The organism is Mucilaginibacter terrae, from assembly GCF_042679325.1.
Classification (GTDB): domain Bacteria; phylum Bacteroidota; class Bacteroidia; order Sphingobacteriales; family Sphingobacteriaceae; genus Mucilaginibacter; species Mucilaginibacter terrae.
The window spans coordinates 206138-222720 of record NZ_JBHTMJ010000001.1 but is presented as its reverse complement, the minus strand read 5'-3'; the positions used below and the strand labels follow the sequence as shown (position 1 = coordinate 222720).

Sequence of the window (16583 nt, the reverse complement as noted above, 5' to 3'; positions counted from 1 at the left end):
CATGCCCGAAATACTGATATACCTGCTTAAAGTAAACATAGCCCTGCTGCTGTTTTGCCTGGGTTATTATTTAGTGCTGAAGCGTCTTACATTTTACACTCTTAACCGGGTGTATTTAATTACGGCAATCATATTCTCATCGGTGTACCCGGCTATTGATTTGACCGGCTTAATGCAGCGGCACGAAAAACTGGTAGAGCCCATACAGATTATAGTAATTAATTTAAACAACCAGGCAAGCCTGCTGGCAAAGCCTATAGCACAAACTAATTACTGGGAATGGCTGGTAGTTATATTTTGGATAGGCGTTACCTTAATGGCCATTAGGTTAGCCATACAGTTTATATCGTTGTTAAAAATTTACCGCCGCTCCAAACCGGCAAGCCTGCATAATTACAGCGTACGTGTTATTAACGAAGAAGCCAACCCGTTCTCGTTTTGGCAAAGCATTTACATTAATCCGCAGCAGCACGGCGCTGAAGAACTACGATCTATTATTGCGCACGAACAAGTACACGTAAGCCAGTGGCATACACTCGATATTTTATTAGCCGAACTAAGCCTTGTATTTTACTGGTTTAACCCGGGTGTTTGGCTCATGAAAAAAGCCGTTGCCGAAAACCTGGAATTTATTACCGACCGTAAAATACTGCAATTAGGCATAGATGCCAAAAGCTACCAGTATAGTTTATTATATGCCAGCTTTAATACCTCCCATAATGCCATGGTAAACCATTTCAATATTTCTACCATTAAAAAACGAATTATGATGATGAACTCCAAAAAATCTTCGGCTTACAGCCTTACCAGGTATAGCTTTATTGCACCGGCAGTGCTGGTGCTCCTGCTGGCTTTTGGCAGTTCAAGAGCGGCATTTATGAAAATACAAATCAAAAAAGTAAATGTAATAACCAACAAAGCAATGGCTACTATAGGGCTAACCATTTCGCCACAAAAAGCAGCTGATATATTGCCAACGAATATCGAAAACCGGCATGTTATTTTACAAAAACCAGCTATGCAGCTGCTGAATATGGCCTATAACGTTGATACTATAGCGCAAAGAATGCCGATAAATACCGATACTCCAAAAATACTCCTGTCTAAAACATTGGGGGGCGACTCGGCACTTTACTTAATAAATGGTAAACCGGTATCAAAAAATGAATTAGCTAAACTTAACACCAGTAACATTAGCAGTATTTATATACTAAAAGATGCATCTGCTGTAAATTTATTTGGAAAAACGGCAAGCAATGGTGCAGTACTTATTATCAACAAAAATGGTGAAAACATGGCTGAAGTAAAAGAGCTTTTACAAAAAGTTAAGCAATCTTATAATACAACCAATGGTGGGCAACAAATTAACAAAATCAGTATTAATGGTACAGCCAGGTTTGAAGCAGGCGGTGTTTCATCGGGTTACAACACACCTGCAAGTACAAATCAAAAACTTTCTGCTTACAGCATCCCCCAACAAATTATTGCAGTAGTTGGTTCAGCACACAAATTTAACAGTACAAAGGGTGATTCGATAAAGGAAATAAGAGTTAACGCTTATCCAGCTAAAGGTAAAATTAACGGTATAAATATTACACCAAGACCAGATAGTTTGCTAAAAGAAATTTCTGTTATTGGTTATGCAACCCGTAACGACACAACTAAAAAGGTAATATCTATCAGGTTGAACGGTTCGGTAAAACCCGGCATGGAAAAAATACTTTTTATTGTGGATGGCGAACCTGTTGAAACCAACGAAGTGCCTAATATTAACCCTAACAACATTGAAAGAATTGAAGTTTTAAAAGACAAATCGGCTACTACTTTATATGGCGAAAAGGCTAAAAATGGTGTGATACTAATTAAAACCAAACAAGGTATAAAGGCTAATAAAAAAGCCTATTAACTTATTAAAGCTCATTTTATAAGGGCGTTAAATATGTTGATTTCCAGGTAATACATGAAATTTTTCCATAATAAATATTAACGCAATATGCCATAAATGCAGTATGAAAGGTTCGCTTATTATCATTGGATATTAAACCTTTTTAAATGGAATTATATTATAAAACCTAAACCTTTCCGTTTAAGATCAGCTGGCTTCGGCCAGCTTTTCTTTGTCTAAAATTTCTAATAAGGCCCGCTCAGCCGTGCTTAGTTCTGATGCTTTAACATCCTTGTCCTCATCGAGCTGGGCTATGTATTTAAAAAGTGTACCTTCCTCGTAACTTTTTATTACGGTTGGGTGTACGTAGTATTTTTTACATACCGTACGGGTGTTACCAAGGGTTATGGCCACTTCATCGAGCACACTGATGATGTTCTTTTTGCATTGGGTTTGGTTTTCATACTCACCTGCTTCTTTAAAAGCATATAACGAACTTACACTGCCCGCCCAGGTGCGAAAATCTTTAGCGGTAAAATCCTCCCCTGTTATTTGCTTCAGGTAAGAATTCACATCGCCCGAATCTATCGTACAACGCTTGCCATCATCGTCATAATACTGAAAAAGTTCCTTGCCCGGTATGTCCCGGCATTGCTTAACCAATCGGGCCAGTCTCTTGCTTTGCAAGTCTATTTTATGGTAAACACCTTTTTTACCTTTAAATTCAAAGTTTATTTTAGAACCCTCTATGGTCACATGCTTATCCATCATGGTGGTTAAGCCGTATGAACCATATAATTTCTTGTACGATTCGTTGCCAATACGGATACTGGTCAACTCCATTAACCGTACTACCAGCGCTAATACCTTATCATGATCTAACCTGGAGCGCAGTAAATGCTCATCTACCTGTTTCCGTATAGCAGGCAGATGTGTAGCGAATGATTGCAGGCGATGGTATTTAGATTGGTTACGCAATTTATTCCAGTCGGCATGGTAGCGGTACTGCTTACGCCCGGCGGCATCGGTACCGGTAAATTGCAGGTGACTGTTTTCGTAAGGCGAGATCCATACGTTGGTGTAAGCCGGTGGAATAACCAGTTTAGTGAAGCGTTGCACCAGTTCTTTATCCTTAACCGGCTTTCCATCAGCATCTAAAAAAGCAAATCCCTTGCCCGATGTTTTGCGGGTATAACCGGGTGAAGCGTCGGTAACGTATCTTAATCCGGCAGCTTTGGCAGTGATCTTAGGGTCGCGGCCTATTTTTTCAAGTTTTTGGAGGAGGCGGTTCATTGTAATTTTTATTACAACATCAGCAAGATATATAAGTTTGTGAAACGCCCAGTTTAGTTTAGCTTTAGTGCAATGAAACTAACCGTTACTCTTTTAATACTGTTCATTAAAACTTTATGTATAGCTCAAACTATTGAAGATAAAAATTTGAGTGTCCAATACAAACACGCGCTTATGAAAGCGCCTCCTGTTGTTCAAAAGTTTATAGAGGAATCATATATGGGTTTAATTAGTCGTTACAAAATTGACACATTAAACAAAAAACAGTTTGATCCAAGCAAATATAATAGCATCCTAATTTTAGATGCAGATACTAATATTGAAACAAAATTCGAAAGTGACGCTATTGAATTACCTATGCCATGGAGTGCCCAAGGCTATATATCGGGTGATACATTGCTGATTAATACAGGAATATTAATGCCGGGCTCCACTACCAAAATTTACAAAGGAAAAACAGTAACTGTATGGCATGAGTATAGTAAGTACGACAAGTTTTTCCGTTTAAAGATAAATCACAAAAAAGTTAACGAAATTTTTGTACCCACACAAAAGTCTCGTCTTACATTAAGCAATTTGCACCCCAAAGTTGGACAAACCGTTTATGGAAAATTGGAACTTAAAACTGCTCCATATTTAATGGACGATTACTATTTCACCAATGGTTACATTCACCAACAAGTTGATATAACTTGTTATTTCCATTTTAAGCTTAGGAAGAAAGATTGGTAATTGACCCTTTATAAGGCAATTGATCAACTAACATTTTCCCATTCAACTTCCTATTCGGAGTTAGGTGCGGCTGGATGTGCTTTGGCAGGGAGCGGTTTAGCAAACCATATCGCTTGATAAACCCCTCCCTACCCTCCCCAGGGAGGGATTATAAAACACAACTCTTACACTCTTCTGAATCACGGACTAACGCACTTCCCCGACTTAAAGTCCCTTTAAAACCCCTACCGTGTACTCTACCTGATCGGGGTGTATATCTAAATGCGTTACAAAGCGGATGCGGTGTTTATCGGTAGCGCTGGCTTTAATGCCTTTTTCTAATAGCTTATTAACGATCACATCAGCCGGTTCAACGGTGTCAAACAATACGATATTGGTTTCAACCGCAACTACATCGGTTACCCAGCTGCAATGGGCCAGTTCATCGGCTAAAATACGGGCATGGCTATGGTCAATTTTTAAGCGTTGCACATGATGATCTAAAGCATAGATACCTGCCGCGGCTAAAAAGCCGGCCTGGCGCATACCGCCGCCAAAAACTTTGCGTAAACGGCGGGCATACTTTATGGTTTCTTTACTGCCCAGCAATACCGAACCCACCGGCGCGCCTAATCCTTTCGATAAGCAAACCGATATGCCGTCGAAATATCGGCCATAGTCGGCAGCATTATCGCCGGTGTACATCAGCGCGTTAAAAATACGGGCACCATCCAGGTGAAGTTTCAACTTGTACTTTTTACACAATTCCGCTATAGGCGCTATCTGCTCCAACGTATAACATTTACCACCACCTTTATTCACCGTATTTTCGAGCACTACTAAACTGGTATTGGGGTAATGTATGTTTTCGGCGTTAATTTCAGGCTCTATCATTTCGGGCGTAAGTATGCCACGCTCGCCGTTCAATAAACGCGTTGATACGGCCGAATTAAAAGCTATGCCACCACCTTCGTAACGGTAAACGTGGGCGGTTTGGTCGGCTATGAGTTCATCCAGTGGCTGGGTAAAGCATTTAATGGCAATTTGATTGGTCATGGTACCCGATGGGCAAAATATACCGGCCTCCGTTCCAAACATAACGGCGGCTTTGGCCTCCAGTTCATTTATGGTTTCATCTTCGCCAAAAACATCGTCGCCTACTTTGGCACTCCACATGGCTTCGAGCATGCCCGGGGTTGGTTTGGTTACGGTATCGCTGCGCAGATCAACAATCATCATATTTGTATTTATATTATATTAGCCCTCAAATATCTAAAATCTTATGCGTACAATTTTACTGGTTTTATGTATTTTGAGTGTTACACTCATTAATATTAGGCAGCATATAAGTAATTAAAGTTTGATACGTTTAACATCCACATGAAGCATCTAATTATATTAAGTTTTGTATTGGTAACGGCATCTGTAACCGCCTTTGCACAAAAATGGCAACCCGGCTACTTTTTAGATATTAAAGGAAACAAGGTACCCGGATTGATACAAACCGGCCAAACCGGCAAGGGGCCAATTAAGAATGAAGGCTTTATTATTTATAAGGACAACGCCAAATCGAACGAGATCAAACTAAGCGCCAGCGATATTAAATATTATGTGGCTGGTAAAGACAGCTTTATTATTGCCCACCCTCCCGCTTACGAAACCTGGCCCAAAGCCGAACTGGATTTTGTAAAGGTGGAACTGGATGAACCGCTTAAATTATACGTTTACAACGGAGGAAGTGGCAGCGGCGGAGGTGGCGGTTTCAGGGTTTCGCCCAGCTTTTCAGGCGGTATTGGCGGGGGCGGGTACGGCGGTGGCGGCGTAGGCATTAGTTTAGGTGGCGGAGGTGGTAACGGTGGTTATAATATACGCACCACTTATTATTTTGGTGCCGGTGTTGGCGAAATGAGCCAGGTAACCCCCATGAACTTTGCCGAAGTAATGAGCGATATAATGGCCGACGAACCACAGGCCGTAGAGGCGATACAAAAAGGCAAGTACAGCTTGAATAAGATGCAGAACCTCTTGACCTATTACCGTGAGCTTAAAGCCGCGCACACCAATTAACCGGCATGTTCTAAACCACTTTCTTCGGCTGGTATAAATACCAGCTCAAATACTTCGGTAGTTTTCGAGTTTTCGATACCGTAGTTGGTCAACAATAATTCATAAACCATTTTACCCCATAAAACAATATAAGGCCATACTTTCATAGCATAGCGGCTTAAATATGGTTTACGTATAAAGGCTGGTATAGCATCGGTAGATGCCAGGGCGGCAACCAGGCTAATCAATATTATAAAAGCAAGATTGCCCTGGCCGAAAGGCTTATCTTGCGATAGCAGGTAAATCATAGCACCTAAGGAAGCTATAATATAAGTTGGCGGCTCCGACCCGGTACTAAACAAAACCACAACCATTAACGATAACGCCAGTACATGAAGCCTGAATTTTAAGGATCGGTGCTGTTCTACACGAAATACGATAGCCCCAAGGGTTGCAGCACCCAAAGCTAAAAACGGAAGAGTGGGTACCGTGAGGTCGCTGGTGATACGGCGCATTACGCCCATCATAGAAAGATCCTGGGCCGAGTTAAGGCCTATATTGATCACATTCTTTTCGCTGAGAGAATGGTACCAATCTACATAGGATTGCATTATAAAATGCGGGCTGGAAATGAGCATGGGCAAGGTTATACCAACTACCGCCCATATTATACTCCATAAAACAAAAGCCCGTTTACGTTCGGAGAACAGGAAGAACACCAACCCAACTATAGGGTATAGCTTAATAAGCGTACCTATTACAATAAATAATGTGGCCCACTGCTCTTGCTTCCTTTCCACAAAGTAAAAGCTCAAAATTAACGAAGCGGCAATAACCGGGTTAAACTGTATAGAATGCTGTGTATTGGCAAATTCGATTGCACAAAATAGCAAGATCAGTATCTTCCGATTTTTAGCTAAAGGCAGCAGGGTAAGCGCCCATATCAGCACTCCGGCGTTCATCAGGTTCCATAATAAAAAACCAAAACCTGTAGGTAGCATAGCAAATGGTGCAACCACCAGGCTAAAAACCGGCCCGTAATGGTTGGTATCGAAATGCTCCGCAGGGTAATCCTTGTATAAATTAGTTTGCGCCAGCGTATGATGATACACTCCGGCAAAAATACTATAGTTATTATAGCGGTTATTAAAATATTTATACTGCCAGCAAAACATGCTTACAGCAATCCATAATAAACACACAGGCTTATAGATGGCAAAAAGGTTTAATCTCTTGGTCATTTGTAACAGGGGCGTTACAAATATATAGTTAAGAAAAGTATTTTACAAATATTAAAATACACTATATATTTTGTGCTATAACAAAACCACTGGCCCAGGCCCATTGAAAGTTATAACCACCCAGCCAGCCGGTAACATCTACACACTCACCGCCAAAAAACAACCCGGGTACTTTTTTAGCTTCCAGCGTTTTAGAGGATAGCTCCCCGGTATCTACCCCACCGCGCATCACTTCGGCTTTATCATACCCTTTATCGCCGGCAGGCTTTACTTTAAACTGATGAATAAGTGCATCTATCATTTCGAGCTCCGTTTTACTTAACGAAGCCAGGTTTTTTTGTACCGGCAGCTGACTGCTTAAAGCTTCGGCAAATTTGCGGGTATATAATCCGGCCAGTAGGTTAAGTAACATTTTTTTAGGATTAGTTAACCGCTCGGCCTCTATAACACCGGTAATATGCTGATGCGGCAGCATATTCATATAAAACTCCTCGCCTGCTTGCCAGTACGATGATAACTGCAATACGGCCGGCCCGCTTAAACCCCAATGTGTAAAGAGGATGTTCTCTTCGAAGCTTATCCTATCGTTCCAAACGCGGCAAAATATGCTATTGCCCGAAAGTTGCTGGTACCAGGGCTGATCTTTACCGGTTATGGTGAGCGGCACTAACGCGGGCATGGGTTTTATAATGTTTAAGCCAAATTGTTTAGCTACCCGTAAACCAAAATCGGTTGCGCCCAGTTTTTGCACGGGCAGGCCTCCGGTGGCCATTACCACATTTTGAGTAAAAATGCTGCTCGTTTTACCGTTGCGTTCGTAAATTACCGTAAAGCCACCATCGGTTTGCGTAACAGATTTCACATCGGTATTAAGCCAAATGGGCTGGTCCAAATCAAAACATAAACCGGTAAATACCTCTACCACATCCTTGGCCTTATTGGTAGTTGGAAAAAGCTGTCCCAAAGTTTTTTCCTGACCCGATATGCCGTAGGTTTCAAAAAACCCGATGGTATCATCAACCGTAAACTGGGCAAAGGCCGATTTACAAAAATGGGGGTTACCCGAAATAAACTGCTGGGCCGTGGTATGTAAATTAGTGTAATTGCAGCGCCCTCCCCCGCTTATCAATATCTTGGCACCTGCACGATCATTTTTTTCCATTACCAGCGTACGCTTACCCAAAAAGCCGGCCTGCACCGCACACATTAAGCCACAGGCACCGGCGCCAATTATTATGGCATCAAAATTTGTTTGTTTTGTTAGATTTGCACACATGAACGAGGTTTCACAAATATCGGAATTTGGCAAGATATTCATCTTTTTGATCGTGGGCTTTATTTCTGTTGGTATAACCTTGTTTTTGAGCAAGTTACTTTCCCCCAATAAGCCAAACCCCGAAAAACTCTCTTCGTACGAGTGTGGCGAAGAGCCCGTTGGCAGCGCATGGATGCCTTTTAATACCCGCTTTTATGTAATAGCACTTATTTTTTTGCTGTTTGATGTAGAGATGATATTTATATTTCCATGGGCTACCGTGTATGCCAATAAAGAGCTGATAGCGGCCGATAGCCGCTGGGGCGTATTTACGCTTATAGAAATGTTTATTTTTGCCGGGATTTTGATATTAGGGCTGGTGTATGTTTGGCGCAAAGGCGATTTAGAATGGATCAAACCTAAACCCATTACCCCGCAGGTAAATACATCCATACCTATGTTGCTTTACAACAAACTAAACGAGCAGCAGCAAGCGTTTAAAGTTAAAGGCTTTAGCTTACAAAACGAAGTGGCTGTAGTTAGCAAAACAGCAGTTACGCCCACTACAAATGTTATAGCAAAAAAGCCTATGTTTAAACCATCATTTAAAAAACCAGCGGCAGATGAATAAGGATATGAATGAAGAAGGTGGTGTGGTTATTACTAAATTAAACGACCTGATGAACTGGGCCCGTCTCTCATCAATATGGCCGTTAAGTTTCGGCATAGCCTGCTGCGCTATAGAAATGATGGGCATGTATGCATCAACCTATGATGTTGACCGATTGGGTGTATTTCCGCGCCCATCGGCTCGCCAGGCCGATGTTATAATTATTGCAGGCACCGTAACCTTTAAAATGGCCGAACGCATTAAACGCTTGTACGAGCAAATGCCCGAGCCGCGTTACGTAATTTCGATGGGATCGTGCTCTAACTGCGGCGGCCCTTACTGGCAGCACGGCTACCATGTAGTTAAGGGTGTAGACCGTATAATACCGGTAGATATATACGTACAAGGCTGCCCCCCACGCCCCGAAGCTCTCATTGGAGCCATATTAGAGTTGCAAAAGAAAATTGAAGGCGAAACCTTAATTAAAGTTTAACCCATATTAACCCATAATTAATTCAAAATTAAATTTGATAACTCTTAATATATGTTAAAAAAGTTTATATACCTTTATAAAACTAATTAATAATTTACGTAACTATTTGTAATCCAATTCCGTAAAAAGGTAAAAAAAACTACATATATGAAACTTAACTACAGAGGCCCCTTATTTTGCACAGTGTTGTTCGGCGCCATTACTTTATTCAATAGTGGCTGTAAAAGTTATGATGATGTTGCCTCACGCTACACATCAAAGCACATTAAGGCGAACACCAACCAGATCGCTGCTCAAATACCCGAAACAGGTGAGTTGGGCTACATTTTGTTAGCTTTAACCGATGTTGGTACTACCGATACCAGTTTAATTAATAAGGATACCCAATATTACAAAGAAGTAATTGCACATTTTAATGGTTTTAAAAATCATAAAATTGTTAAGCAACTTAATAAGGATCTTCAAGGTAATATTAACAATTTCACGCATTTCCGTAATGGTTTATATGCGTTTAAATTAAATGATCGTAACCGTATGGTATTAAAAACCGATTACCGTATCGATTTAAACCGGGTAGATTTCAGACGTTATACTACGGGCATGCAGGATTTTATTGCATCTACTAAATTCCGCGAGTTTTATGCCAAACACAAGGATCTTTATACTAAAATCATCCAAAATCAAAGTTCACAATTAACCATGAATGCTGCCTGGGCTACTATGGGTAAACAATATACCGAACCTTTCCAAAGCTATCAGGTAATTATGTCGCCTTTAATGCGTGGCAACTCAAGTACATTAGCTATTAGCGGCCGTGGTTTCCGTGAGTGTTTAATATTTGCCGAATCGGCTGATAAAGCTTTGTTATACACAGCGGCAAAACCTGCTGTTGGCAAAGGTTCTTTTAACGAATAAGTACAAATAATAAGTTATTAAATAATAGCCTTGCTTATACACCGGTATAAGCAAGGTTTTTTATTTTAAAACCCCATGACAGAGCCTATATATAGGCTCTGTCATGTAAAAATTGGTAACAAGCCTTATACTTTGCAATATCATGTATCTACCTTATCACAAAATGATGCATATCCTGTTACCCTACGGCTTGGCATCCACGGGTAGACTTCTTTTTCTGGCTGATTGCTGTCGAATTGCTAAAAGCAGTGAACTGGAGTTGTAACGTAGAGCTTTTTAAATTATGCGGCAAACCACATTGGTGATTACCGATTTGTCATCATTAACTCCTACCTCATATTTGATAATAAACTCCGTTTCTGGAAAGCATTGCTTATACAATTCTATTGTAATTTTAAAGATATAAGTATAACCGATGATGTGAATTACGGGCTTGACCGCAGCAATTTGATTACAGAAAAATACCCGTTGGTTTTCACCAACAGGCAGCCACTGAAATTGCATTGTGTTTAAAACATTTACTGTTCACCCTAAGCTTGGGCAACTTTAGGCCCGAAATGCAAGCAGCAACAAGCATCAGGAGGTTTGAGCTATTAGTTTGTTTCTTTTCTACTCATCTTCACCGGTATTAACCATTTTAGCAAGCACGAAGAAGGTTTTTTTAATTACGATTCTGGAGCCTGGTTTTAAACTCCGTACAGGGGTAATTTCGGTAAAACCAATATCGGTAACGCCTTTGGCTATAGGGATGCGCTCAAATAAGGTTTCTTTTTCGCCCTGTTTATTTACCACAAAAATGTAGTCCTTAACGCCGGTGCTCACAATGGCTTCGGTAGGTACAGCTGGCAAAACGGCATTGCCAATACTAATAATGGCCGTTACGTTCATCCCTTCTATCAATCCTGTTTTGTTACCCATTACAACAGCGTGTACCGGTATGGTTTTAGACTGGCTGGCAAAAGCTGTACCAATAGAATAGATCTGTGCATCATACTCTTTACCTGCACTGTTGGTGAGCGTAAAATGAATACGCTGTCCTGCTTCCACCTTCGGCAGATCTTTTTCAAACACAAACAGATCCAGGTGTAATTGCGAATTATTAACGATCTGCGCTATAGGGGTAGATGCGTCCACATTAGAGCCTATTTGTGCAGTAACTTCGCTCACCGTTCCACTGATGGGTGCCAGTACTGGTATGCTGGTGACTATGGTACCCGTACCGTATCTGATGCCTAACGCGGCTAACTGGAGGCGTTGCGATTGGGCTGTAGCTTTAATTGCCTTCAGTTCTGCTTCTGCGCGCTGCAGGTTTTTTAGCGGGGCCGCATTACCGGCAACCAATTCCTTTTGCCGCTCGTATTCCTGTTCGGCTAAAGTAAGCTGCGCTATAGTGGTTTGCGCCTGTTGCTGTAATTGTGCAATTTCGGGGTTGAGGATAGTTGCTATCAACTGCCCTTTTTTAACATAGTTACCCGGCTGCACGTTCAGCGTTTGGATAGTGCCGGTGGTAATGGAAGTAACCAATGCTTTATTTTGATTGGGTACGGATAACAAACCGTTAGCTTTAATAGCCGTAGCCAGGTTTTTCATTTCTATAGTTCCAATAACAATACCCGCGGTTTGTAGTTGATTGGCGGTAAGGCTTACCCTGTTAGGAGTTTCTGGAATTTGTTCTTCCTTGGCTTCTTCCCTTGGCTTTTCGGGCTGGTTACAGGCAACAAGGGCAACCGTGAATACGGCCAGCAGCGTATATGTATAATGTTTAAAATGCTTTTTCATGCTAAAGGTTATTTGCTGGTGTAATAATTTAGTTGAACGGCCGACTGGTTGTACTCATTAAGCACATCCAGGTAATTGCGTTTAATATCTATAGCCTGAGTAAAAAACTGCGACAGTTCTGCAAAGCTGATCTCGCCCGACTTATAGGCCAAATTAGCGGCTTTAATAATTGCATCCGCTTGTTTAAGGCCGGTTAATGTATAGTATTCCAACAGGTCATTGTTCTTCTGCAGGGTTTCCAGTTGCTGGTTGTAGGAAGTATAGAAAGCCAGTTGCTGATCGGTAAGTACCGATTGCTGATAAGTTTTTTCGAATTGTGCGGCTTTTACAGCATGTTTATACTGGCTTCTTCCAAATAAAGGAATACCTACCGTGACCGAAAACCCCGAAAACGGCGGGCTAACACCATACAGCCGCTGAGAGAAAAACCGCCCTTCAAACGATGGCATCTGACCCTGGCCCGCTACCTTTGCCTCGGCACCGGCAATGTTGATGTTTTGTTGTTGAAGTTTGAGCAGCGGATGTGCTGCGGTATCAATGGGTACACCTTCCAGTTTAATTTTTTCCAGACTGGAGCTGTCTGGCAGTAAAATAACATCGGTGTTTAAAAGCCGTTTAAGCGTTTGTTGCTGGCTGGCAATATCGTGCTTTACCAAACGCAACTGCAGTTTTGTTTCCTTAGCCTTAGCCTGTGCGGCAATACTGTCCAAGCCCGCGCTTTCCCCGGTTTTAACCCTTAATACCGCTGCTTTGGCCAAGGTAGAATATATGCTATCCAGCCGTTGCCATAACCGCTGCTTACTCTGGTAATACCACAGGTTATAATAAGTTACGGCAATATCCCTTTTAACCTCGGCTATTTGTGCCTGCCTGGCATATTCTGATGAAAGGGTTTGCTGGCTTAGCAGGTTTTTACGGGCCTGGTACAAACCGGGCCAATCCAAACTTTGAGAAAACCCTATTTTGAGAATGCCTTTTGCCGACTGCGGCAGGATGTCCTCATTTTCCGCAAAAATGCCGGTTTTGGGAATAGCAAATGCAGTTTTACCCAGTTCTTTGCGCTGTTCTGTTTTTAAACCGGCCGAACGCAGTTGCAGGTTATTTTGAAGGGCCAGCTCGTAAGCATCTTTTAAAGTGATCCTTTTAAGTACAGTACCGGTTTGTGCAAAAGATGGTATAGTAACGCCCACCACCAGCAGGGTGAGTATAGTTTTTTTTAATTTAACTGATGGTTGTTTACTGCTTTTGGTAAATAGGAGATACAACAAAGGCAGCACGATCAATGTAAGCAATGTTGCAGTAAGTAAACCGCCAATTACAACAGTTGCCAGTGGTTTTTGCACTTCGGCACCCGCGCTTGATGAAACCGCCATGGGCAGAAAACCCAGCGAGGCAACCGCGCCGGTCATTAACACCGGGCGCAAACGGTCTTTAGTGCCCTGCATAATGCGATCGAAAACATTCTCCATACCATCTTTTTCCAGTTGATTGAACGTGCCGATAAGCACAATACCGTTTAATACGGCTACACCAAACAAAGCGATAAAACCAACACCAGCCGATATGCTGAACGGCATGCCACGCGCAAGCAAAGCAAAAACGCCACCAATGGCCGACATGGGTATGGCAGTAAAAATGAGCGTTGCCTGTTTAAATGACCTGAAGGTAAAATATAGCAAAACAAATATGAGCAGCAATGCAGCCGGAACTGCGATCATGAGCCTGGCCGAAGCCTGGCGAAGGTTTTCAAAAGTTCCGCCGTAAGTGTAATAATATCCCGTAGGCAGCGGTACCCCGGCATTAAGCTTAGCCTCAACTTCCTTTACCACACTTTCCACATCGCGGCCGCTTACGTTAAAGCTCACTACTATACGCCGCCTTGCATTTTCTCGGCTTATTTGTGCGGGCCCTGTTTCATAGGTCACCGTGGCCACCTGCGATAAAGGGATTTGGTTTCCATCTGTTGTGGGGATGAACAGTTCGCTTACGTTTTCTATGGCGTTCCGGTGAGCCGAGTCTAATCTGACTACCAAATGAAACCGACGCTCATTTTCATAAATGTAGCCGGTGGTTTTACCGGCGAATGACGTACTTACCACCTGGTTTACATCTTCAATATTCAACCCGTAATTAGCCATACGCGCACGGTCATATTTAATAGTGATTTGAGGAAGGCCGCTTACCCGCTCTACCTGTGGTTGTGTAACGCCCGAAATTGGTTTAATGGCCTGTGCTACCTTCATAGCCAAGTTATTAAGTGTATCTAAATTTTCACCGAATATTTTAACGGCCACATCCTGCTTAACGCCGGTCATCAGTTCATTAAAACGCATTTGAATAGGCTGGCTGGGTTCTGCAATGGTACCCGGAATATTTGCCAGGGTGTTACGCATATCATCTGCCAGTTCATAAAACCCTTTACCCTCGGGCCAATCCGATTTATCTTTGAGGATTACAATCAGGTCGGAAGCTTCGGGTGGCATAGGGTCGGTAGCTACATCTGCACTGCCAGTTTTACCAACCACCATTTTAACCTCCGGGTATTTCCGCAGCATCCGTTCGGCCTGCATCATGGTTTCGGTAGTTTGTGAAAGGGAAGTTCCCTGCGGAAGAATAAACTCAATGGCATAATCCCCTTCTTCCAGTTGAGGGATAAACTCGCCCCCCATCCTGAAAAATATCACTCCGCTCACTATCAGCAAAGCGCCCGCTGCCCCAATAATTACGAATTTAAAACGGATAGCGCCTTTTAAAACCGGTTGGTACAGGCGTTGTAAATATGCGATCATCCGGTTTGAAAAGGTGTTTTGGGGTGCCGCGTTTTTAGATAAAAACAAAGCCGACATCATTGGAATGTAGGTTAGTGATAACAACAATGCACCCAGTATGGCAAAAGCTACCGTTTGCGCCATTGGCCGAAACATTTTTCCCTCGATGCCCACCAGGGTAAGGATGGGAATATACACCACTAATATAATGATTTCGCCAAATGCAGCGCTGTTACGGATACGAGAGGCAGATTCAAATACTTCTTCATCCATTTCGTGCTGAGTAAAGCGCCCGGTACTTTTGCGCATCAGCAAATGATGCATGGTAGCTTCTACAATAATTACCGCACCATCAACGATTAATCCAAAATCGATGGCACCTAAAGACATGAGGTTGGCGGATACCCCGAAAAGATTCATTAACGAGAGTGCGAACAATAATGCCAGTGGAATGGCGGAGGCCACAATAAGCCCGGCCCGCCAGTTACCCAAAAAAACAACCAGTACAAAGATCACAATCAAAGCTCCTTCAATAAGGTTTCGTTGTACGGTACCTATAGCGCGGTTAATGAGGTTGGTACGGTCAAGGAAAGGTTCGATGATCACATCATTAGGTAACGACTTTTGAACCAGTTTCATGCGCTCTTTCACCAGGCCAACCACTTCGGCGCTGTTGGCACCCTTAGTCATCAGTACAATACCGCCAACTACTTCTTTTTCACCATTGTAGGTTATAGCCCCGTAGCGGGGCGGCGATCCTAATTGTATTTTGGCAACGTTCTTCACCAGTATCGGCACACCGTTGGCCTGCCGTTTTATAATGGTGTTCTCTATATCGGGTATGCCCGACATTAAACCTACACCCCGTATAAAATAAGCGTTGGGTTTCCTGTCAATATAAGCACCACCTGTATTTTGGTTGTTCTTTTCAAGGGCGGTAAATATTTCGGGGATACTTACGTCCATGGCTTTAAGTTTGTAGGGGTTGAGCGCCACCTCATACTGCTTGGCTACCCCGCCAAAAGCCGTGACTTCGGCAACACCAGTAATGCCATAAAGCTGCCGTGTAACTATCCAGTCCTGCATCGTACGCAGGTCCATGGCAGAGTATTTATGTTCACTACCCTTTTTAGGGTGCAAAATGTATTGGTAAATTTCGCCTAAACCAGTGGTTACGGGTGCCATTTCAGGACGGCCAGTTCCGGCGGGTATCTGTTCCTGAACCTCGTTCAGCTTTTCGGCTATCAACTGTCGGGCAAAATAAACATCTACGGATTCCTTGAAAACAATTGTAATTACGCTCAATCCAAACCGCGACATCGAGCGCATTTCGGTAACATTGGGTAAGTTTGATAGTGAACGTTCTACCGGGTAAGTAATAAACTGTTCTACCTCCTGGGCAGCCAGCGTGGGTGCTTGGGTAATTACCTGCACCTGGTTGTTGGTAATATCGGGCAACGCATCAACGGGTATCTGCAATGTGCTCCAGATACCCCAGGCAATAAGCGCCAGGGTAAAAAAGCCAATTACCAGTTTATTGCGTATGCTGAACCGTATAATGGCATCTAACATAATATACGCTAAAAT

The 16583-nt window shown here is 42.5% G+C and carries 12 protein-coding genes; 6 read left to right on the top strand and 6 right to left on the bottom strand.

Annotation, left to right across the window (positions count from 1 at the left end; genetic code table 11):
• Window position 1: 1 nt before the first annotated feature.
• A complete protein-coding gene (locus ACFQ3S_RS00925) occupies window positions 2–1906 on the top strand; it encodes a M56 family metallopeptidase (RefSeq protein ID WP_377160251.1) in 1905 nt (634 codons plus the stop codon).
• Between the two features lie 186 nt (window positions 1907–2092).
• Here ACFQ3S_RS00925 and ACFQ3S_RS00920 read toward each other — a convergent pair whose 3' ends face one another.
• A complete protein-coding gene (locus ACFQ3S_RS00920; RefSeq protein WP_377160249.1) occupies window positions 2093–3178 on the bottom strand; it encodes a DNA topoisomerase IB in 1086 nt (361 codons plus the stop codon).
• Between the two features lie 72 nt (window positions 3179–3250).
• Between ACFQ3S_RS00920 and ACFQ3S_RS00915 the strand changes: the two genes are divergently transcribed.
• Window positions 3251–3910 (top strand): hypothetical protein, encoded by a 660-nt coding sequence (locus ACFQ3S_RS00915; protein ID WP_377160248.1) that lies wholly within the window; start codon window positions 3251–3253, stop codon window positions 3908–3910.
• 204 nt (window positions 3911–4114) lie between these two features.
• Here the strand turns inward: ACFQ3S_RS00915 and ACFQ3S_RS00910 are convergent, their stop codons facing one another.
• On the bottom strand, window positions 4115–5128 hold the full coding sequence (locus ACFQ3S_RS00910) for a threonine aldolase family protein (protein ID WP_377160247.1): 1014 nt from the start codon (window positions 5126–5128) through the stop codon (window positions 4115–4117).
• Between the two features lie 141 nt (window positions 5129–5269).
• On the opposite strand from ACFQ3S_RS00910, the gene ACFQ3S_RS00905 reads away from it, so the two are divergent.
• Window positions 5270–5956 carry a hypothetical protein gene (locus ACFQ3S_RS00905; RefSeq protein WP_377160245.1) on the top strand — a complete coding sequence of 229 codons (687 nt, stop codon included), beginning with the start codon at window positions 5270–5272 and terminating at the stop codon, window positions 5954–5956.
• Here the strand turns inward: ACFQ3S_RS00905 and ACFQ3S_RS00900 are convergent.
• Window positions 5953–7176, bottom strand: a complete 1224-nt coding sequence (locus ACFQ3S_RS00900; RefSeq protein ID WP_377160243.1) for a glycosyltransferase family 87 protein — start codon at window positions 7174–7176, stop codon at window positions 5953–5955. The genes ACFQ3S_RS00905 and ACFQ3S_RS00900 overlap by 4 nt on opposite strands.
• A gap of 61 nt (window positions 7177–7237) precedes the next feature.
• On the bottom strand, window positions 7238–8452 hold the full coding sequence (locus ACFQ3S_RS00895; protein ID WP_377160241.1) for a BaiN/RdsA family NAD(P)/FAD-dependent oxidoreductase: 1215 nt from the start codon (window positions 8450–8452) through the stop codon (window positions 7238–7240).
• Between ACFQ3S_RS00895 and ACFQ3S_RS00890 the strand changes: the two genes are divergently transcribed.
• From ACFQ3S_RS00890 to ACFQ3S_RS00880, 3 genes are all read left to right on the top strand, one after another.
• Entirely contained in the window at window positions 8451–9062 is a 612-nt protein-coding gene (locus tag ACFQ3S_RS00890; protein WP_377160239.1) for an NADH-quinone oxidoreductase subunit A, read from the top strand. The two genes, ACFQ3S_RS00895 and ACFQ3S_RS00890, sit on opposite strands and share 2 nt — an antisense overlap.
• Complete coding sequence (locus ACFQ3S_RS00885; protein ID WP_377160237.1) at window positions 9055–9534, top strand: NADH-quinone oxidoreductase subunit B; 480 nt, start codon at window positions 9055–9057, stop codon at window positions 9532–9534. The genes ACFQ3S_RS00890 and ACFQ3S_RS00885 overlap by 8 nt, the downstream gene beginning before the upstream one ends.
• A gap of 147 nt (window positions 9535–9681) precedes the next feature.
• Window positions 9682–10449, top strand: coding sequence for a DUF4932 domain-containing protein (locus ACFQ3S_RS00880; RefSeq protein WP_377160235.1), 768 nt, complete (start codon window positions 9682–9684; stop codon window positions 10447–10449).
• Between the two features lie 609 nt (window positions 10450–11058).
• Here the strand turns inward: ACFQ3S_RS00880 and ACFQ3S_RS00875 are convergent.
• Together ACFQ3S_RS00875 and ACFQ3S_RS00870 are read right to left on the bottom strand one after the other, a co-directional pair.
• Window positions 11059–12228, bottom strand: a complete 1170-nt coding sequence (locus ACFQ3S_RS00875; RefSeq protein WP_377160233.1) for an efflux RND transporter periplasmic adaptor subunit — start codon at window positions 12226–12228, stop codon at window positions 11059–11061.
• An 8-nt stretch (window positions 12229–12236) separates the two neighbouring features.
• Window positions 12237–16568 carry a CusA/CzcA family heavy metal efflux RND transporter gene (locus ACFQ3S_RS00870; RefSeq protein ID WP_377160231.1) on the bottom strand — a complete coding sequence of 1444 codons (4332 nt, stop codon included), beginning with the start codon at window positions 16566–16568 and terminating at the stop codon, window positions 12237–12239.
• Between the last annotated feature and the right edge of the window lie 15 nt (window positions 16569–16583).

What these genes read in the sequence shown, in the direction of transcription:
- ACFQ3S_RS00925 (WP_377160251.1), top strand. Translation starts at nt 2, where the DNA reads ATGCCCGAAATACTGATATACCTGCTTAAAGTAAACATAGCCCTGCTG.
- ACFQ3S_RS00920 (WP_377160249.1), bottom strand. Translation starts at nt 3,178, where the DNA reads ATGAACCGCCTCCTCCAAAAACTTGAAAAAATAGGCCGCGACCCTAAG.
- ACFQ3S_RS00915 (WP_377160248.1), top strand. Translation starts at nt 3,251, where the DNA reads ATGAAACTAACCGTTACTCTTTTAATACTGTTCATTAAAACTTTATGT.
- ACFQ3S_RS00910 (WP_377160247.1), bottom strand. Translation starts at nt 5,128, where the DNA reads ATGATGATTGTTGATCTGCGCAGCGATACCGTAACCAAACCAACCCCG.
- ACFQ3S_RS00905 (WP_377160245.1), top strand. Translation starts at nt 5,270, where the DNA reads ATGAAGCATCTAATTATATTAAGTTTTGTATTGGTAACGGCATCTGTA.
- ACFQ3S_RS00900 (WP_377160243.1), bottom strand. Translation starts at nt 7,176, where the DNA reads ATGACCAAGAGATTAAACCTTTTTGCCATCTATAAGCCTGTGTGTTTA.
- ACFQ3S_RS00890 (WP_377160239.1), top strand. Translation starts at nt 8,451, where the DNA reads ATGAACGAGGTTTCACAAATATCGGAATTTGGCAAGATATTCATCTTT.
- ACFQ3S_RS00895 (WP_377160241.1), bottom strand. Translation starts at nt 8,452, where the DNA reads ATGTGTGCAAATCTAACAAAACAAACAAATTTTGATGCCATAATAATT.
- ACFQ3S_RS00885 (WP_377160237.1), top strand. Translation starts at nt 9,055, where the DNA reads ATGAATAAGGATATGAATGAAGAAGGTGGTGTGGTTATTACTAAATTA.
- ACFQ3S_RS00880 (WP_377160235.1), top strand. Translation starts at nt 9,682, where the DNA reads ATGAAACTTAACTACAGAGGCCCCTTATTTTGCACAGTGTTGTTCGGC.
- ACFQ3S_RS00875 (WP_377160233.1), bottom strand. Translation starts at nt 12,228, where the DNA reads ATGAAAAAGCATTTTAAACATTATACATATACGCTGCTGGCCGTATTC.
- ACFQ3S_RS00870 (WP_377160231.1), bottom strand. Translation starts at nt 16,568, where the DNA reads ATGTTAGATGCCATTATACGGTTCAGCATACGCAATAAACTGGTAATT.